At 42.2% G+C, this 15,149-nt stretch carries 14 protein-coding genes; 6 read left to right on the top strand and 8 right to left on the bottom strand.

What is annotated here, in order from left to right; genetic code table 11:
* Positions 1-50 precede the first annotated feature (50 nt).
* Both LC605_RS00330 and LC605_RS00325 read left to right on the top strand, forming a co-directional pair.
* Entirely contained in the window at positions 51-362 is a 312-nt protein-coding gene (locus LC605_RS00330; protein ID WP_229545587.1) for a HigA family addiction module antitoxin, read from the top strand.
* A gap of 168 nt (positions 363-530) precedes the next feature.
* Entirely contained in the window at positions 531-749 is a 219-nt protein-coding gene (locus tag LC605_RS00325) for a type II toxin-antitoxin system HicB family antitoxin (RefSeq protein ID WP_229545586.1), read from the top strand.
* Between the two features lie 126 nt (positions 750-875).
* Here LC605_RS00325 and LC605_RS00320 read toward each other — a convergent pair whose 3' ends face one another.
* From LC605_RS00320 to LC605_RS00305, 4 genes are all read right to left on the bottom strand, one after another.
* A complete protein-coding gene (locus LC605_RS00320) occupies positions 876-1,319 on the bottom strand; it encodes an SRPBCC family protein (RefSeq protein ID WP_229545585.1) in 444 nt (147 codons plus the stop codon).
* Positions 1,320-1,385: 66 nt separating this feature from the next.
* Positions 1,386-2,825: a 9,9'-di-cis-zeta-carotene desaturase gene (gene zds / locus LC605_RS00315; protein ID WP_229545584.1), complete on the bottom strand. Its 1,440-nt coding sequence runs from the start codon at positions 2,823-2,825 to the stop codon at positions 1,386-1,388.
* Positions 2,826-3,101: 276 nt separating this feature from the next.
* Positions 3,102-3,272, bottom strand: coding sequence for a CopG family transcriptional regulator (locus tag LC605_RS00310; protein ID WP_114084761.1), 171 nt, complete (start codon positions 3,270-3,272; stop codon positions 3,102-3,104).
* Positions 3,273-5,023: 1,751 nt separating this feature from the next.
* On the bottom strand, positions 5,024-6,667 hold the full coding sequence (locus LC605_RS00305; RefSeq protein ID WP_229545583.1) for a hypothetical protein: 1,644 nt from the start codon (positions 6,665-6,667) through the stop codon (positions 5,024-5,026).
* 328 nt (positions 6,668-6,995) lie between these two features.
* Here LC605_RS00305 and LC605_RS00300 point away from each other — a divergent pair, with 328 nt between their 5' ends.
* From LC605_RS00300 to LC605_RS00290, 3 genes are all read left to right on the top strand, one after another.
* Positions 6,996-7,352, top strand: a complete 357-nt coding sequence (locus LC605_RS00300) for an iron-sulfur cluster assembly accessory protein (RefSeq protein WP_152588670.1) — start codon at positions 6,996-6,998, stop codon at positions 7,350-7,352.
* Between the two features lie 113 nt (positions 7,353-7,465).
* Positions 7,466-7,888 (top strand): M48 family metallopeptidase, encoded by a 423-nt coding sequence (locus LC605_RS00295; RefSeq protein WP_229545582.1) that lies wholly within the window; start codon positions 7,466-7,468, stop codon positions 7,886-7,888.
* Between the two features lie 128 nt (positions 7,889-8,016).
* The gene (locus LC605_RS00290) at positions 8,017-8,262 is read left to right on the top strand and encodes a hypothetical protein (protein ID WP_229545581.1); all 246 of its coding nucleotides are present in this window, start codon (positions 8,017-8,019) and stop codon (positions 8,260-8,262) included.
* Between the two features lie 273 nt (positions 8,263-8,535).
* Here LC605_RS00290 and LC605_RS00285 read toward each other — a convergent pair whose 3' ends face one another.
* Entirely contained in the window at positions 8,536-9,546 is a 1,011-nt protein-coding gene (locus tag LC605_RS00285) for a TIGR01777 family oxidoreductase (protein WP_229545580.1), read from the bottom strand.
* A 288-nt stretch (positions 9,547-9,834) separates the two neighbouring features.
* Between LC605_RS00285 and LC605_RS00280 the strand changes: the two genes are divergently transcribed.
* Complete coding sequence (locus LC605_RS00280; protein ID WP_229545579.1) at positions 9,835-10,182, top strand: hypothetical protein; 348 nt, start codon at positions 9,835-9,837, stop codon at positions 10,180-10,182.
* Between the two features lie 75 nt (positions 10,183-10,257).
* On the opposite strand, the gene LC605_RS00275 is transcribed toward LC605_RS00280, so the two are convergent.
* The 3 genes from LC605_RS00275 to LC605_RS00265 form a co-directional block, all read right to left on the bottom strand.
* Positions 10,258-10,698, bottom strand: a complete 441-nt coding sequence (locus LC605_RS00275; protein WP_229545622.1) for an FHA domain-containing protein — start codon at positions 10,696-10,698, stop codon at positions 10,258-10,260.
* A 252-nt stretch (positions 10,699-10,950) separates the two neighbouring features.
* Positions 10,951-13,443 carry a cation-translocating P-type ATPase gene (locus tag LC605_RS00270; RefSeq protein ID WP_229545578.1) on the bottom strand — a complete coding sequence of 831 codons (2,493 nt, stop codon included), beginning with the start codon at positions 13,441-13,443 and terminating at the stop codon, positions 10,951-10,953.
* Between the two features lie 520 nt (positions 13,444-13,963).
* Complete coding sequence (locus tag LC605_RS00265; protein ID WP_229545577.1) at positions 13,964-14,239, bottom strand: TM2 domain-containing protein; 276 nt, start codon at positions 14,237-14,239, stop codon at positions 13,964-13,966.
* Between the last annotated feature and the right edge of the window lie 910 nt (positions 14,240-15,149).

The following is a 15,149-nucleotide window of genomic DNA, read 5'->3' as shown; positions in this document are numbered from 1 at the left end:
TTAGTTTAAGAGCGATCGCTTTGAGGCAATCATCCTTAAAGGAGAATAACATGGCACGGCCACCTATCCATCCTGGAAAAATTCTTGCTGATGAGCTTCATGAATTGCAGATGAGCGCAAGTGAGTTAGCACGTATCCTTCATGTCCCAACAAATCGTATTACTGAAATAATTAATGGTGAACGGGCAATTACTGCTGACACGGCATTACGGTTAGGGCAATGGTTTGGTACTGGTGCGCAGTTGTGGATGAATTTACAAAAAAATTATGAGCTTAGACTAGCTGAAGAAAAAACGGGTGAAGAAATTCAGGCAACTATTTCTCCTCGGATATTACCTGAGTACAAACAAGTCAATGCATAAACAAAAATCTAATCAATGATTAAAATAATTCGTACCTCGACTCCCTTAAGAGCGGGACGCACTATAGTGGAAAAATCACGATTTCAGGCAAAGACGGAGCAGATGCTAAACGCTACCAAGAGAAGGAAGTGAAACAGGCAATTGAGGAAGTAGAAGAAAAAGAAAAAGATGAGTAAGCTTAAATACCAAATGATTATTCAATGGTCTGATGAAGATGATTGCTTCTTAGTCGGGTTCCCTGATTTTCCAGGACAATGCTGGCGGACTCATGGGGATACTTACGAGTTGGCTGTGGCAAATGGAATTGAAGCATTAGAGTCTCTAATTATTGCTTACCAAGCTGTAGGTGATCCACTTCCAGAACCGACAGTAAGTAGAGTGCGTTAACGCGATTGAGTAGGTGGTAACTAATGCTGAACAATTTATGCGATCGCAGTTTTTTGGTTTAAATTCCCATCAGGCAGCAAGAAACTTTTACACATTATTTCCTAATGCCTGTTTTTACTATCTATATCAATTAGCTTTAACATTCAGTGCGTATTCTTTAAATCTTTCCAAATCAGCTTGAATTGTGGACTCAACTATCCGCCCCAAAAATAAGTTATCCATAATTTTGCCAATAAGACCGGGGATAGCGTACGAAATAGTCATTTTAACGATACTACTATTGTGGCGATCGTAAAAGCGAATCGCCCCCTGATTCGGCAACCCATCAACCGATTCCCATTGGATAATTTGGTTAGGAATAACTTTGAGAATTCGGGATTGCCAATTAAATTCCAGACCGCCAGTCTTTAATTTCCACAGAGATATATCTGGATTATCTGGCGGAATTTTCACCGAATCAATCCACTTCATCCACCGGGGCATTTGCTCCAAATCAGACCAAAGGCTCCATACTAAATCTATGGGAACTTCTACTTCTACCTGCACAGTATGCTCTAACCAATCTGACATTCTCTCTTGTTCCTTTACGCCCTTTGCGCCCTTTGCGGTAGCCTGCGGCAAGCCGAAGCGTCTACGTCAATTCTTCAAACTCTCCAAAATCACTTTAGCCGCACGCCGCCCAGAAATAGTAGCACCTTCCATGCTGTCGATGTAATCTTGCTGAGTATAACTCCCTGCAAGGAAGAAATTATCTACAGGTGTTTTTTGGTTGGGACGGTACACATCCATCCCTGGCGCTTCACGGTAGAGAGACTGAGCAAGTTTTACCACACTGTACCAAGTCATATTTAGCTGCCGCGACGAGGGAAACAGTTCATGGACTTGCTTGAGGACATGGTGGGCGATCGCTTCATTACTTTGTCCAATAAACGGATCTCCTGGTGTCAGCACTAGCTGTAACAAAGACCCCTGTCCTGGGCGATAATAATCAGCAGGGCTAGTCAACGCCAAATCAGCAAAACAAGAAAAGTCAGCATCGGCAGTGTAAAGTAAATTATCAATTCCAGCCGCCTGATTTAGCTGTTTACGTTGCTCTCCATCCTTCAGTTCTGTGACCCAACCATCAAAGCGTAACTGCACTGTAGCCACTGGCACTGCATCCAATTTGTAAATATTGTCAAATTCTGACCACTTACGCCACTCCTGGGGTAGGATGCGTTGAATTCCTGGAACATCACAGGCAAAAACGTAAGCATCAGCAGTGATGGTTTCTACGGTATCACCTTGGGCAACTACTATACCAATGACGCGGGTTTGTTCGTCTGACTCAGTAAACTGAATTTCCCGAACTTGGCGACGCGTATAAACTTTAGTGCCTCTAACTTCCAGATATTCCAGAATCGGCTTGTGTAAATACTCAGATGGAGAACCTTCCAGCATTCGCAGAACTGAAGCTTCAGTTCTGACAGCAAATAGCTGGAATATCGTTAACATACAACGGGCAGACATATTTTCGCAATCAATAAATCCCAATGCGTAGGCAATGGGGTTCCATAAGCGCTTGATGCTGCCATTACTCCCACCGTGACTACGGAACCAATCGGCGAAGCTAACTTTGTCTAAATTGCGGATGGTTTTCATCGCCCCATTAAAGTCTACCAATCCGCGAACTATGGGACTAGTCCCCAAAGCGATCGCATTTTGCAATTTATCCTGCAATGATAGTTGGGAAGTGGTGAAAAATGCCTTTAACCCATTGAAAGGCGCACCTGTAAAAAAGCGAAAATCTAAAGCACCAGTCCGGCCCCCTTTATTAATAAAAGTGTGGGTATGTTCCTTGAGGCGTAAGTTTTCTAACACCCCCACTTTCTTCATCAAGTCAAATAGTTCGTAGTAGCACCCGAAAAATACATGCAACCCCATTTCTAGATGGTTGCCATCTCCATCAACCCAACTCCCAACTTTACCACCTACAAACGGACGAGACTCAAAAATCTCTACTTCACAACCAGCATCAGCTAGATCTACTGCGGTTGCTAGCCCAGCCAGTCCCGCACCTACGATTGCAACGCGCATTCCGTCGTTCCTTTTCAGTTTCTTTACAGATTGTAACTGGGTTGGTGTCGGAATTTGCTACTTAATATCAACTCCGTCAGCATATTAAGGTATCGCAATGTCGGGACTAAAACCTCTTGGATCACTTCTTTTAGTCCCGGTTAATGACCAGACGCGAGAAAAACGCGTCTGTATCAGCTAGACAAACTCTTGTGCAAAGCGGCGGACTCAAAAAAGTATCATAACTATTTTTTGGTGGCAAAGCAGTTATATCGAATAAGTAGTGAAAGTAACTTATTACTTGTTTACATCTTTGCCGTCGTCGGAGACAGGTAAACTTCTAATTAGTTCACGAATCACATCTGTTGCCGGTCTACCTGTTTGTTGGCAATATTTTTCTAGTTTTTCCGCTTCTTGTGTTGCGAGATTAACTGTTATACGTTTAACGGCCCATTTTTTATTTGTCATTATGATGCTATCTGCTGTATATCTAGATCGTCGAAAGGGTCTAAGTAAAGAGTAAACCGATAAGGTTATCAGAATTTGTCTCCGGAAACAAGTAATACCATTAATATTAAAAATGTTCGTTTTGTCAAAGGATTCATCATTTTCTAAAGGAAATAAAAAACTACACTTTATTTGTTACTATTCTGAGAATAGAAACAGCGCATAGCTGCTTTTGAAGATAATAACCCTACTAACAGCATGAGTAAAGCCTGAGAATGAAGTTTTATAAATTAATTCGAGGCAGCTATTTTTGACTCAATCAAGATTTTCAAATTTATTCTCTATCGAAAGCATTTGACCTTCTCTCTTAAGGAAGTTCGTCAAACCCGTTTGGAGAGAACATCTTGTACAACATCATCAAATAAAGCTTCACAATCATTATCATGCTGAAATGCTGTCTTATAGGGGGGTTAGAGTAGTGTGTATAGATCGTGAATAATCTCTTAAAAGTAAGCAAATAACCGATTGTTCTAGTAGAAACGCCCATCTGCACCCATTATTGTAAGCAAGAAGTTAAGAGCTGCTTGAACAGTTATGAATTTTGGCTTCCCTCGATCAAGTTAATTGCTTTTCCGTGCCAATCTAGTAGCCATAAAAAAAGGGGCAAAACCCTGTATACTGGGTGTAAATAGCCAAGCTTTTTGGTAAAATTTGACAGGATTATCTGTAATTTCACACAGATAATTTCACCAAGAATAGATGTGATGTTATTTGACTGTTGCCGATCACAATATTTTAGTTTGCTTTCATGTTTTTACAATAAATTTCTGTAAATGACCGATAAAGTTTGCCATGTTTTTATCCTTTCTCTAGCGATATAGGTTGCTTTCAATTAAGTGATGTTATTTCATTGTTCATACTCATCTATTTGGAGGTTATATAAACCGTTTATGGCAAATTACGGGGCAAAAAAATAGACAGTAAATATTCTTATTAGATGGAAGCTAAGAAATTAATTACTGAGACTATAGTATTGACTTACAAGCATTTAATATTGGGTAAATATACCAATAAAAATAATTATGTATTTCAATCTTTTTCCGTATTGTATTCATTATATCCATGATTTATGCACTTTAAATAATCTTCATTTTGATACTAACCCAGCTAACTTTAATCCTTTATAAAAAAATTACAAAGAGAAAGATATACATCTGAAGTTTTGCTTGATGATATTGATATATAACAAGATGCTAAACTCCAAAAATTCTTAAAAAAAGATTCCGATATCTAAGTGCGTCAGTTAGTTTTGATTACAGCAAACTTTACAGATAGTTGTGTGTGCTTTTGTAGTTGTTTATACTGGCAAATATTCAAATAGAATGACTGTAAAACTATGAAAATACAGGCACTTCATGAAAATGAGGTAAAGTTAACTTCTAATCATTGGCTGCCTATTAGTATTGACATATACATACATATAAATGACAAAGTGCCGCGCCCTGAGAGGTACGCAGATCAAGAAGGATGAATAGTGCTGAGTTAAAAGACCGCCTATAAGGAATAGGGGATATAGAAATGCAAAAATCCTGAGTACTTTTGACTTCACTGAACACTCAGTTGCTAAAGAGAAGAGGCGTAAACGTTAAAAGGTAAAGCCTTTCTCTTTTCGCCAACCAAATGCAATTTCAGTCAATATATCAATCAAATACACATCAACTTAATTTTTGATACCCACAATTTGAGATTGGGGATTGTGGCAACTCGTACAACTATTCAAATTTAAGTTGGGGCATCAGTTGCAGAGTGCCAATACCTAAATCTTTAGGTGAAAGCGATCGCCCTTCAAACAAAGCCATCATATCTCGTAACTGAGGATTGCCACGAGAGGCTCCCGTTAGTCCTTTGGCAATGATTAAGCCACAGTAGCCCTTAGTCTTTTTACAGCGCTGATTCCATTTTTTCCGGGCTTCTACATGAATTGGATCTTCATCTAAAAATTCACCAAATAGGAACAATTCGCCATTTTGAGTTTGTAGTAAGCCCAGATCGTAGCGATCGCCATCGAAGGGGTCTGCACCTGGATTAAAGCAAATTGCTCTCAATCCCCCTGCTGTTTCAATTCTTTCAATTACAGTCTTAGCTTTGGGGCGAGAAGTTTGAATTAAAATCACCGGGAAACCGTCACCCACTTGCTTGATTTCACCAACCGGATGGTAGCTGACTCCCTTTCGCAGGTACTCCAACATTTCCCAGGACACTACACCTAAGCTCAAGAAGGAATCTTCTGGTATCAAGTCATCTTGCAATGATTGGAAGGTGGGTGAGCCAAGGTTACCAATTTCCTGATCATCGTCACCAAAGCCTGCCATTTCCTCTAATTCTGCTGCCAACTGCGGCATGGTCGAGACTGTCACAGCCACAGATTTAGTTGATTCTTCCGACTGCGGTAGGGAAATGCGATAGCGACGGCTGAGGGTAGGGAAGATGTCCTGATGAAGCTCTTGACGGCGATCGCGAATAAAGCGGCTCAGGCTTTCTATGGCAACGAAGATTACCAGTGCTTCTTCGTCATATAAAACAGACCGTAATCCTTCTAAGGGGTGGATATTACCAAAATTGGGATCAATTTCTGATAATGGCAGATCCGCCAAATCACCTTTTTCATCCTCATCTTCATCGGTTTCATCAGTACTCTCAAAAGTAAGAAACAGGCAATCTTGCTTGAGGAATGCTTCTTCTAGATGCTCCGTTGATTGTTCATCTCTTAAAACTGCGGCGCGAAACCGTTTTAAAGACTCTTGGGAGCGATAAAACAAAATCCCATACTCCATTCCCAGCATTCCCATAACTGAGGCATAGAGTGTCTCGACATCCCACTTATTAATCTCGATTGACAAAATTTGCTGTTCTTCCAAAAATTCCCAAGGTGCTGCTTGCCAAATTGCAAATGCTTTCTCTCGCAAGATTTGTGCATACTGTGGGGGTAAGTCGGGGGTTTGACTATCGAGGAGGTCGGTAAATCCCCGAAATAGTTCGTCAATTAAAGGCAGTTCTGGCGCGTAGTCAATGGCGATATCCAAATCTTGCAGCACCCCCCGCAGGTAAAATTGAATCTCGCGGTCTTTGACTACAATTCTTTGGGGTCTGGCAGGTCTTGCCGGACTTTGGGGATGCTCCATTGCTTGCATTAAAGTGCGAACTATTGCTTCTGGGCCGATCTCTGAAGCCACCACATCCATTCCTCGGACAAGACCCTGGGAGTAATCTACCCAAAGAATGCATTCTCCCTTTGCCTCTGAGTCTGAGTGCTGCTGGTTTGGTGATGACAACGGACGGCGATCGCCCTCCCATACAGAAGGAATTTGAGTTAATTTCTTCAACCGACGACTGGTAGAGCGATTAAAACTTGTCATAGAGTAAGTTAACCAAAAGAAGCAATTTGGGAGTAAACTTTGGAGAATAGCTAGCCTGGGGTTAAAGTTTTATGGCTGCACCTGAAAGGTGGTTGCTTCTCAGGTTGCCGCAGGGATTGAACTTCAAAAATACCGAATGTCTAAACACACTGAGTCCCTCAATTCTAGAATAAAAATCTTTGGCCGCTTTTGACGAAGTGTTTACAATTTGGCATCTTGGGACATCTAAGCCGCTACAATGAATACAAAAACACCAAGGGCAAACCCAGAGGCATTAACAAGCCGATACAGGGTAAGGTTTAGACTAATTAAGGAGTTGAAAAAGCAGATGACACAAGCAATTCAGCCTCAACAACGCGGAATTCTGTTGAGCGAAGCCGCATTGCACCAGGTAAAATCCCTCCGGGACAGGCAAGGCACAGACTTCTGCTTACGGGTAGGAGTACGTCAGGGTGGCTGTTCTGGGATGTCTTACATGATGGACTTTGAAGACACTAGCAAGATCACCCCTCAAGATGAAGTTTTTGATTATGATGGCTTCAAAATTGTCAGCGATCGCAAGAGTCTGTTATATCTCTACGGTTTAATGCTCGATTACAGCGATGCCATGATTGGCGGTGGTTTCCAATTCACTAACCCCAATGCCAACCAAACTTGTGGTTGCGGCAAGTCATTTGGGGTGTAATATTGTCATTTGTCATTTATCCCTTGTCATTTGTCGTTTATTATTTGCAGTTGCCTAATGACTAATGACCAATGACTAATGACCAATAACCAATGACCAATGACTAATGACCAATGACTAATACAGTTGAATCCCTGTTTGATACAGGTTTAGAACGCTATAAAGCTGGAGAGGCAGTAGATTCTTTAATCCCCGTGTTTAAAGAAGTGTGCGATCGCGCTCCCAAAACTAGTGCTGCTTGGGTCTGTTTAGCGTGGTTGTATCTACTCGATAACAAACCCAACTTGGCTTACAAAGCTGCACAGAAAGCAGTCAAGACAAACCCACAAGATCCACAGGCGAGAATAAATCTTGCCTTAGCAATGCTAGAAACAGGTCAAAAAGGTCTGCGAGAACATATTGACATAGCACAACAGCTAATTTTTGTCAATGAAGAGTGGCAAGATGAAATAAAAAATAGTATTGAAGACGGTTTAAGTAGAAAACCAGATTGGCAGAGTTTGAAAAAAGTCAAAAATTGGCTGTTTGAAGAATGAGGATGGGAACTGGGGACAAGGAAAAATTGTTGAATGAGTCTCTCTCTTGCGTCCTACCTTGTTTCTTGGTAATACAAACTCCTCATTTCTCATTCCCGACTGCCCATTCGCCATTCCCCATTCCAATCATGAAAGATAAATTGTTAAATTGGCTAAACATGGTTTTAGTCGCAGATGTTTTTTTAGTTTTGTTTGGCTTTGGCTGGTTAGCGATCGCAGCGATCGGTGATGCTGCGGGAGTAAACCTGGGTTTAGATTTGTGGCATAAACTGTGGCAACCCGTGTTTAACCCAGCAATTGGCATCCTCATGGGTGGTGCTATTCTCAGTGGTATTATCAGTTGGGTTTCCAGAAAATTTCTCTCTAGTCAATAGTCAAAGAATTGGGAATGGGGCAATTAAAATAATTCGTAATTCGTAATTCGTAATTCGTAATTAAGTTTTGTGTTAGCGACGCCGAAAGCGAGTCTGCGAACGCGCAGAGCGTCTCGTAGAGAGCATCCGGGGATTTAGACCCCGACCAAAAACGTTCTGCCTGTAGAGACTCTTGACTTAAACCCCCAAAGTTCGTTCAATTTCGGATTTCAGATTAAAATTTAATCCAAAATCCAAAATCTAAAATCTAAAATTCTTAATCCCCACTCCCTTTTAATTAAGAATTTGTGTTAGTGCTGATTGCAAATTAGGATATTTGTACTCAAAGCCTGTTTCTACGGTACGTTTTGGGATGACTTGCTGACCTTCTAAAACTACTATAGCCCCATCTCCTAAAAGAGCTTCGATGGCAAAAGCAGGAACAGGCAACCAAGAGGGGCGATTCATCACTCGTCCCAAAGTTTGGCTTAAATCTGTCATTCTCACAGGTTCAGGAGCAGTGGCATTATATACGCCTTCTATTTCCGGTTTAGTTAAAGCTTGCACAATCAGGTTAACTAAATCGTCTAGATGAATCCATGAGAACCACTGCCGACCACTGCCAATGGGGCCACCAGCGAAGAGTTTAAAAGGCGGAATCATTTTACCTAAAGCACCGCCATTGCCCAGAACAATTCCAAAACGCAGAATTACCAACCGCACACCAGCATCTTTTACCTTTATCGCCTCTGCTTCCCAGGCTTGGCAGACTTGGGCGAGAAAATCGTTACCAGATAAACTTGTTTCATCAAAGGTTGCCGTTTCACTGGTGCCGTAGTAGCCAATAGCAGAAGCGTTAATTAACACCCTAGGGAGGCAATGCGTTGCAAAGATTCCGACGCCACTTCCCTCAAGGTCGGGAACTTCCGCGAGAGTGTGGCTGCCCGTTGTCGCAACTGCTGTTTTGGGGTTAGCCTTGGCTATTGCTTCAACTATTTTTTGTGTACCTAGTTTTCGGCTATTGAGAATTTCTTGTTTGCGTTCTGGTGTCCAGCGTCCTTCACCAATAGGTTCTCCTGCTAGATTAACTACGCCATCACAACCAGCGATGACACTTTGCCAAGAACCAGAAGTATTTGGTGTATAGGCAACAATTTCTAGATTGGCGTAAGCTTCAGATGGAAAAACCTTTTGAGCAAAGACGGTGTTCCGAGTTAACACTACTATTTTATGACCTTCTCCATGAAGTCGTTGTACCAAACGACTACCGACAAATCCTGTTGCTCCAGTAATTGCGACTTTCATTTTCTACCTCAGCCAAAGCTTTATTGTAAAGTTTTTGATCAAACTTTTAGCTTGTGGGACTTTCCTTGTGGCTAAAACAGATGTAAGTACGTTGGTGCTTAAAACCCTTACGAATGACAAATGACGAATGACAAATGACAAATGACAGCCTTAGCCAGTTAACTTTAATTGCGCCGACCTACTTAATGCCTGATCTCAAAACTCAAAAACTTTGCTTTTTTAATAACTTTCTGCTCAGATGCTTCGGTATCATAGGATGGACGGAGTGTTGCAAGCCCTGGGGCTATTATGGCTCGGTATACGTGTTTATTTATTGTTTCTGTTCCTAGTGACCATCTGTTGCCGTTACTTGTAGAACTTCTACAGGACTGTCAGTTGGATATTCAATACCACACACCCGATTACATTATCGCTCGTCAGGTTCCTGGCAATGTTCCTTTTCCTAAATTGGTAACCGTAGAAGTACTGATCGATAAATCAAAATCTACTGAAACCGAAACCCGGATGAGTATTGTGATTAAAAATCAAGAACTACCACTCCAATTAAATAATTACTGCCGACAAATGTTTGAATTCATCAAGCAGACAATTGAAAGTAGCCGCCATTGGCATTTGATTGAAAGTCTTGCAGGATAGATACTTTGATGATTCTATAGACACTCTCACCCATTGAAACTCTGAGAATGTCAGACTGTAATTGGTAGTTATAATTCACTCTCCTATCTCCTCTAAATCCTCAGCCATACCGGGGTTTATTAGTGTAATATCATACTCACTCGAATCCGTTTGGGACAAACGTTGAGTATTTCTTAAAAGGTAATAAATGGCACGTACTTGAGGACCAAAAATGATCTCGTCTTCATTTCTGAGATCGTGAGATGGTATCTTACGTCCATTAATCATCAAACCGTTGGAACTAGGTTTACCTTTGGCATCGCCATCTACAATCCGGTAGTAGTAGGCATGACTATTATGCTCTCGTGGCAATCTCACTAATGTGGCATGGCGGCGGGAGACAAACTGCGATATCAAACGGATATTACACTCACGGTCTCTACCGATAGAGTAGACGGGTTGATCCAGAGAAAATTCTTTGCGACCTTGATCGTCTTCAATAATCAATAGATGGTTTTCATTGGTTTCTGCTGCCATTGACAAATCGGTAGAACTGTGAATAATCAAGATTTGTTTCGGATTCTGCCATTTTCGCGCACCATAAGTTCTGTGGTGCTGACCTAAATAAGCTTTAAAATTGCATAATAGCTTGAAAGAGTAGAATATGGCCTTCTACTCTTTCAAGCTATTATGAAGAAATTAACTGTCTCAAGATAGCTTTGTACCCTTGAACTTTATATGGGAATAACCAAGATTTGTGCTTGGAAATTTTACGCATAAAAGAGTATTCTACGGGTGATGAGCTAATCGCCGTAATAATATTGAGTTTGTGACGACGCTAACAGAGCTAAAAGCCATTAATGCAGCAGCACCAGATGGGTTAAGAACAAAACCCAGACTAGGGAACAAAAGACCGGCTGCTAAAGGAATACCAACTGTGTTATATGCAAAAGCCCAGAATAAGTTTTGGCGGATTTTATTGAAGGTGGCGCGACTGAGCTGAATAGATTCGACGACATCGTTTAAGCGATCGCGCATCAAAATAATTTCAGCAGTTTCCATCGCCACATCTGTCCCGGAGTGTAAAGCAATTCCTACATCTGCTTGGGATAAAGCTGGAGCATCGTTGATTCCATCTCCTACCATTGCGACAACAGATTGAGGAGTTCCTTTTGTTCCGGCTTGTTGTAGAGACTGGATTGCAGCCGCTTTTTTCGCTGGGGGAACACCTGCGATCGCATCAGCGCTATCTAATCCTAGTTGTTTGGCTATGACACTAGCTGCTTCTTTGCGATCGCCACTGAGCAGCATTACCCGTAGGCCCATCTGACGCAACTTATCTACAGTGGATCGGGCATCTGGTCTGAGGGTATCAGAAACACCAATTAGTCCGGCTAAAGTTCCCCCAATTGCGACACAAACGACTGTTTTACCATCTGTTGCCAAATCCTGTGCTACCTGTTGCGCAGTTTCACTAATAGCAATACCATGCCAACTCAACCATTCCCAGTTGCCTAATAGTACAACTGTGCCATCTACCACAGCAGATACACCTAGTCCTGCTTCCGTGTGAAAGTCCACAGCCTCTGGAATAGATAAGTGTTGCCGTTGTGCTTCTTGCTGAATCGCTTTTGCTAGGGGGTGGTGAGTACCGCTTTCTACGGCTGCTGCGACTTGGATTAGGGATGAGGGGGATGAGGGGGATGAGGAAGAATAATAATGTTCGCTTACTCCCTCATCTCCCCCTACTCCCTCATCTCCCCCTACTCCCTCATCTCCCTCATCTCCTCCAATTAACAGGCAATCTGTGACGATGGGATTACCTGTGGTCAGAGTGCCAGTTTTGTCAAATACTACAGTGTCTAGTTGGTGTACTTTTTCTAAAACGTCGCCGCCTTTAATTAACAGACCCCGTTCTGCACCCATAGCAGTCCCGACAAGAATGGCTGTTGGTGTGGCAAGTCCCAAAGCACAGGGACAGGCGACGACCATAACTGCGATCGCTAGTTTTAAGCTGATTAATAGAGGGGAGTGGGGAGTGGGGAGTTGGGAGTTGGGAGCGTGGCTGATCATTTCCATGCCACCAGACATGGTGATATTAGTCCAGATGTGAGTGCCGAAAAAGTACCAAAAGACAAATGTTAATATAGATGCTGTCAGCACCCCGTAGGTAAAGTAACCAGCTACTGTATCTGCTAATTTCTGTACTGGGGCTTTCCGAGTTTGAGCGGCTTCTACTAAAGCGACAATTTGAGCTAGAGTTGTATCACTTCCAGTACGGGTTGCCTGAATAGCGATCGCTCCTGACTGGTTTAGCGTCCCTCCTGTCACCATATCTCCTGATTGCTTGATTACTGGCACAACTTCCCCAGTCAGCATTGACTCATCGACCGTTGTTTGACCAACTACCACTTCACCATCCACAGGGATTTTATCACCTGGCAGCACTTGTAACCATTCACCGACACGCACCTGTTCAGCAGGAATCTCTACACTAGAAGACCCGACTGCAACTTTCTCTGGGTTGGCAATCAATCGCGCTAAGAGTGGCTGGAGTGCTAGCAATTTCCTAAATGCGGCGGCGGCGCGACCTCTAGCTTGTTGCTCTAATGTCCTTCCCAAAAGAATAAAGCCCAGCATCATTACTGGTTCGTCAAAGAAGCACTCCCAACCCATTTGGGGAAAGAGTAGCGCTATTAAACTAGCAATGTAGGCTGTCAGTGTTCCTAATCCCACCAATGTATTCATATTCGGCGCATTTCGCCGCCAGCCCAGCCAGCCATCTACTAAAATCGGGCGACCGGGAATTAATAGCGCTACTGTCGCCAGTCCACAGTGAAACCAGATATTATTTAGCACTGGCAGCACGGAGCTACCAAAATTACCAAAATGTCCACTTGCGGACAATAACAGCAACATCGCGGCGATCGCTAACTGCCTAACAGAAGAGCGCATTTCTCGGCGTTGTCGTTCTGCTGGGTCTGGTAAGCTAGATATCTCGCCTGCTACTGTGCCGCTAGCTTTTCTCTCTTGAGTCGGGAATCCAACGGCTGTTAATCGCTGTGCCAGTGCATCTGCATCTACTGCACCACTTTCTGACTCTACAACTGCTACCTCTGTAGCCAAGTTCACACAGACACTCTTGACTCCTGGATATTGGGTTAGCTGTCGCTCTACTGCGTTCACACACCCAGCACACTTCATGCCCCCAACATCGAGAATAATTTTCTCTAAGATTGGGTCAAGTTCTGGGGCTAGCTTAGTTTTCGGGAGAAGTTGCATGGCAAGTGTTTAGATTCGCTACAGAAATTCAACGCCTGACTAAAAGCGTCTCTAATTTGAGCGTAGGCGAAATCTGGAACTATGACCGAATGTCAACCATATTTAAATTATTAATTTTTCATACCTAGCTGAGGGTCAACGTCGGCTCCAGCGTAGGTAAGTTACATAAATAATAGCTCCAACCTGCATTGGCATAAAGACAATTAGGCTTTTCCAAAAATTGTGAACTTCTAAATTAGACATGGCACTGAAATAGCCAAAGCCCAACAACAAGAAGATGATCCAGGTCAGATGTTTACGTTTTATGGTTAGCGTATCAGTAGTATTCATAATTTTTTAGCTAGAATATTTAGTCATATTTAAGAGGATGTTTGAAAAGTATTCGGCGAATAGAATTCGCCACTACACAAACTCTCGTCCACTAGACAGATCCGTCAATGTTTACATTGACGGATCTGTTTCAAAGAGACACTCAAGATATATAAATTCACACAGGAACCCAAGTGTGAAATATAAGTTTCTAGAACCAGCCCTGCTTATTTACAAAGTAGGTATTTACGAATTCTTCAGGGGACTTGTTCAAATAGATCATGCCTTCAATTAAACCCAGAAGTTGCATAATCAATAAGGCAACGCCGTAGGTGAAAGAACCCCCAACCACAGAAATCACCAACATGATAAAGCCTTCTGGGGCATATCCTAGAATGAACTTATGAACCCCAAATGCCCCCAGGATAATGCCACAGTAACCAGCTAGAAGTTGTTTGGTGGGGTGACTGGGGTTGAGATTTGTCATATGAGTGCTTCTCCTTGATAAGTGAGTATAGAAATAAAGTACTTAAGTAGAGCGACGCAAATAAAGCTAACTGGCTAAGGCTGTCATTTGTCATTTGTCCTTCGTCATTTGTAAGGGTTTAAGGTGTATTTACGTTTCGTAACATAGTTTGATTTATTCTTGCCGACTTACTTATAGTAATGAAAGCAAGTAAATGTATTTGCTTTAGGACTTACGCAAAAACTCTCTGAAACTCTTGTTCCTTTGCGTCCTTTGCGGTTCGTTTTTTCATGATTTTGCGTAAGTCCCGTGCTTAATAAATAGATTTTTAATTTTTTCAGTATGAGTAAGCCCCAAGACAAATAACCAAAATTAGCGTGCTTCTATTGCAGAGCGGATGCTAAGATGTCTTGCAGCATAGTCTAAAAATCTGGCGCTCCTTACTTTGGGTGGATTTGATGATTGCAAACCCTGGTGCGGCAGTTTTGCTGATTTTTAGGTAAGACATTTATCTTGGGAAGAATAAACCTCAATCACTGATTTTTCATGGCATCTAGAAAACCTCTCTCTAAATCTCTCTCCTAAAAGGAGAAATACTTTGAATTTTCCCCTTCCCGCGACGAGTTGGGGGTTAGGGGGTTGGGTTTTTGGTGGACTTTTCCACATAACCTGAATTGTCAGACCTCAATCATCAGCAGAAGCTGCTACATACACAACTTTTTACAAGTCCATCAGTATTATTTCCGGATTCTTTTGCGTAAATGTAGCCCGTCATAGACATCGCTTGCATCGGGCGTAAAACGCCATCACACTAAGTTATGTGGCTAGTGGGAATCTAGAAGCGCAAGAGGCATCTTCCATATTTTTCTAACCCCTCTTTAGTTGCCGATCCCTACTTCCATGAGCGCAAAATGGAATTGCAATCCAATTC

It is taken from the genome of Nostoc sp. CHAB 5836 (assembly GCF_020829445.1).
Classification (GTDB): domain Bacteria; phylum Cyanobacteriota; class Cyanobacteriia; order Cyanobacteriales; family Nostocaceae; genus Nostoc.
The sequence above is the reverse complement of the archived record's forward strand: the minus strand, read 5'-3'. Positions and strand labels throughout refer to the sequence as shown.

What these genes read in the sequence shown, in the direction of transcription:
- LC605_RS00270 (WP_229545578.1), bottom strand. Translation starts at nt 13,443, where the DNA reads ATGCAACTTCTCCCGAAAACTAAGCTAGCCCCAGAACTTGACCCAATC.
- LC605_RS00295 (WP_229545582.1), top strand. Translation starts at nt 7,466, where the DNA reads ATGACTAATACAGTTGAATCCCTGTTTGATACAGGTTTAGAACGCTAT.
- LC605_RS00280 (WP_229545579.1), top strand. Translation starts at nt 9,835, where the DNA reads ATGGCTCGGTATACGTGTTTATTTATTGTTTCTGTTCCTAGTGACCAT.
- LC605_RS00265 (WP_229545577.1), bottom strand. Translation starts at nt 14,239, where the DNA reads ATGACAAATCTCAACCCCAGTCACCCCACCAAACAACTTCTAGCTGGT.
- LC605_RS00320 (WP_229545585.1), bottom strand. Translation starts at nt 1,319, where the DNA reads ATGTCAGATTGGTTAGAGCATACTGTGCAGGTAGAAGTAGAAGTTCCC.
- LC605_RS00300 (WP_152588670.1), top strand. Translation starts at nt 6,996, where the DNA reads ATGACACAAGCAATTCAGCCTCAACAACGCGGAATTCTGTTGAGCGAA.
- LC605_RS00330 (WP_229545587.1), top strand. Translation starts at nt 51, where the DNA reads ATGGCACGGCCACCTATCCATCCTGGAAAAATTCTTGCTGATGAGCTT.
- zds (WP_229545584.1), bottom strand. Translation starts at nt 2,825, where the DNA reads ATGCGCGTTGCAATCGTAGGTGCGGGACTGGCTGGGCTAGCAACCGCA.
- LC605_RS00310 (WP_114084761.1), bottom strand. Translation starts at nt 3,272, where the DNA reads ATGACAAATAAAAAATGGGCCGTTAAACGTATAACAGTTAATCTCGCA.
- LC605_RS00305 (WP_229545583.1), bottom strand. Translation starts at nt 6,667, where the DNA reads ATGACAAGTTTTAATCGCTCTACCAGTCGTCGGTTGAAGAAATTAACT.
- LC605_RS00325 (WP_229545586.1), top strand. Translation starts at nt 531, where the DNA reads ATGAGTAAGCTTAAATACCAAATGATTATTCAATGGTCTGATGAAGAT.
- LC605_RS00285 (WP_229545580.1), bottom strand. Translation starts at nt 9,546, where the DNA reads ATGAAAGTCGCAATTACTGGAGCAACAGGATTTGTCGGTAGTCGTTTG.
- LC605_RS00290 (WP_229545581.1), top strand. Translation starts at nt 8,017, where the DNA reads ATGAAAGATAAATTGTTAAATTGGCTAAACATGGTTTTAGTCGCAGAT.
- LC605_RS00275 (WP_229545622.1), bottom strand. Translation starts at nt 10,698, where the DNA reads ATGGCAGCAGAAACCAATGAAAACCATCTATTGATTATTGAAGACGAT.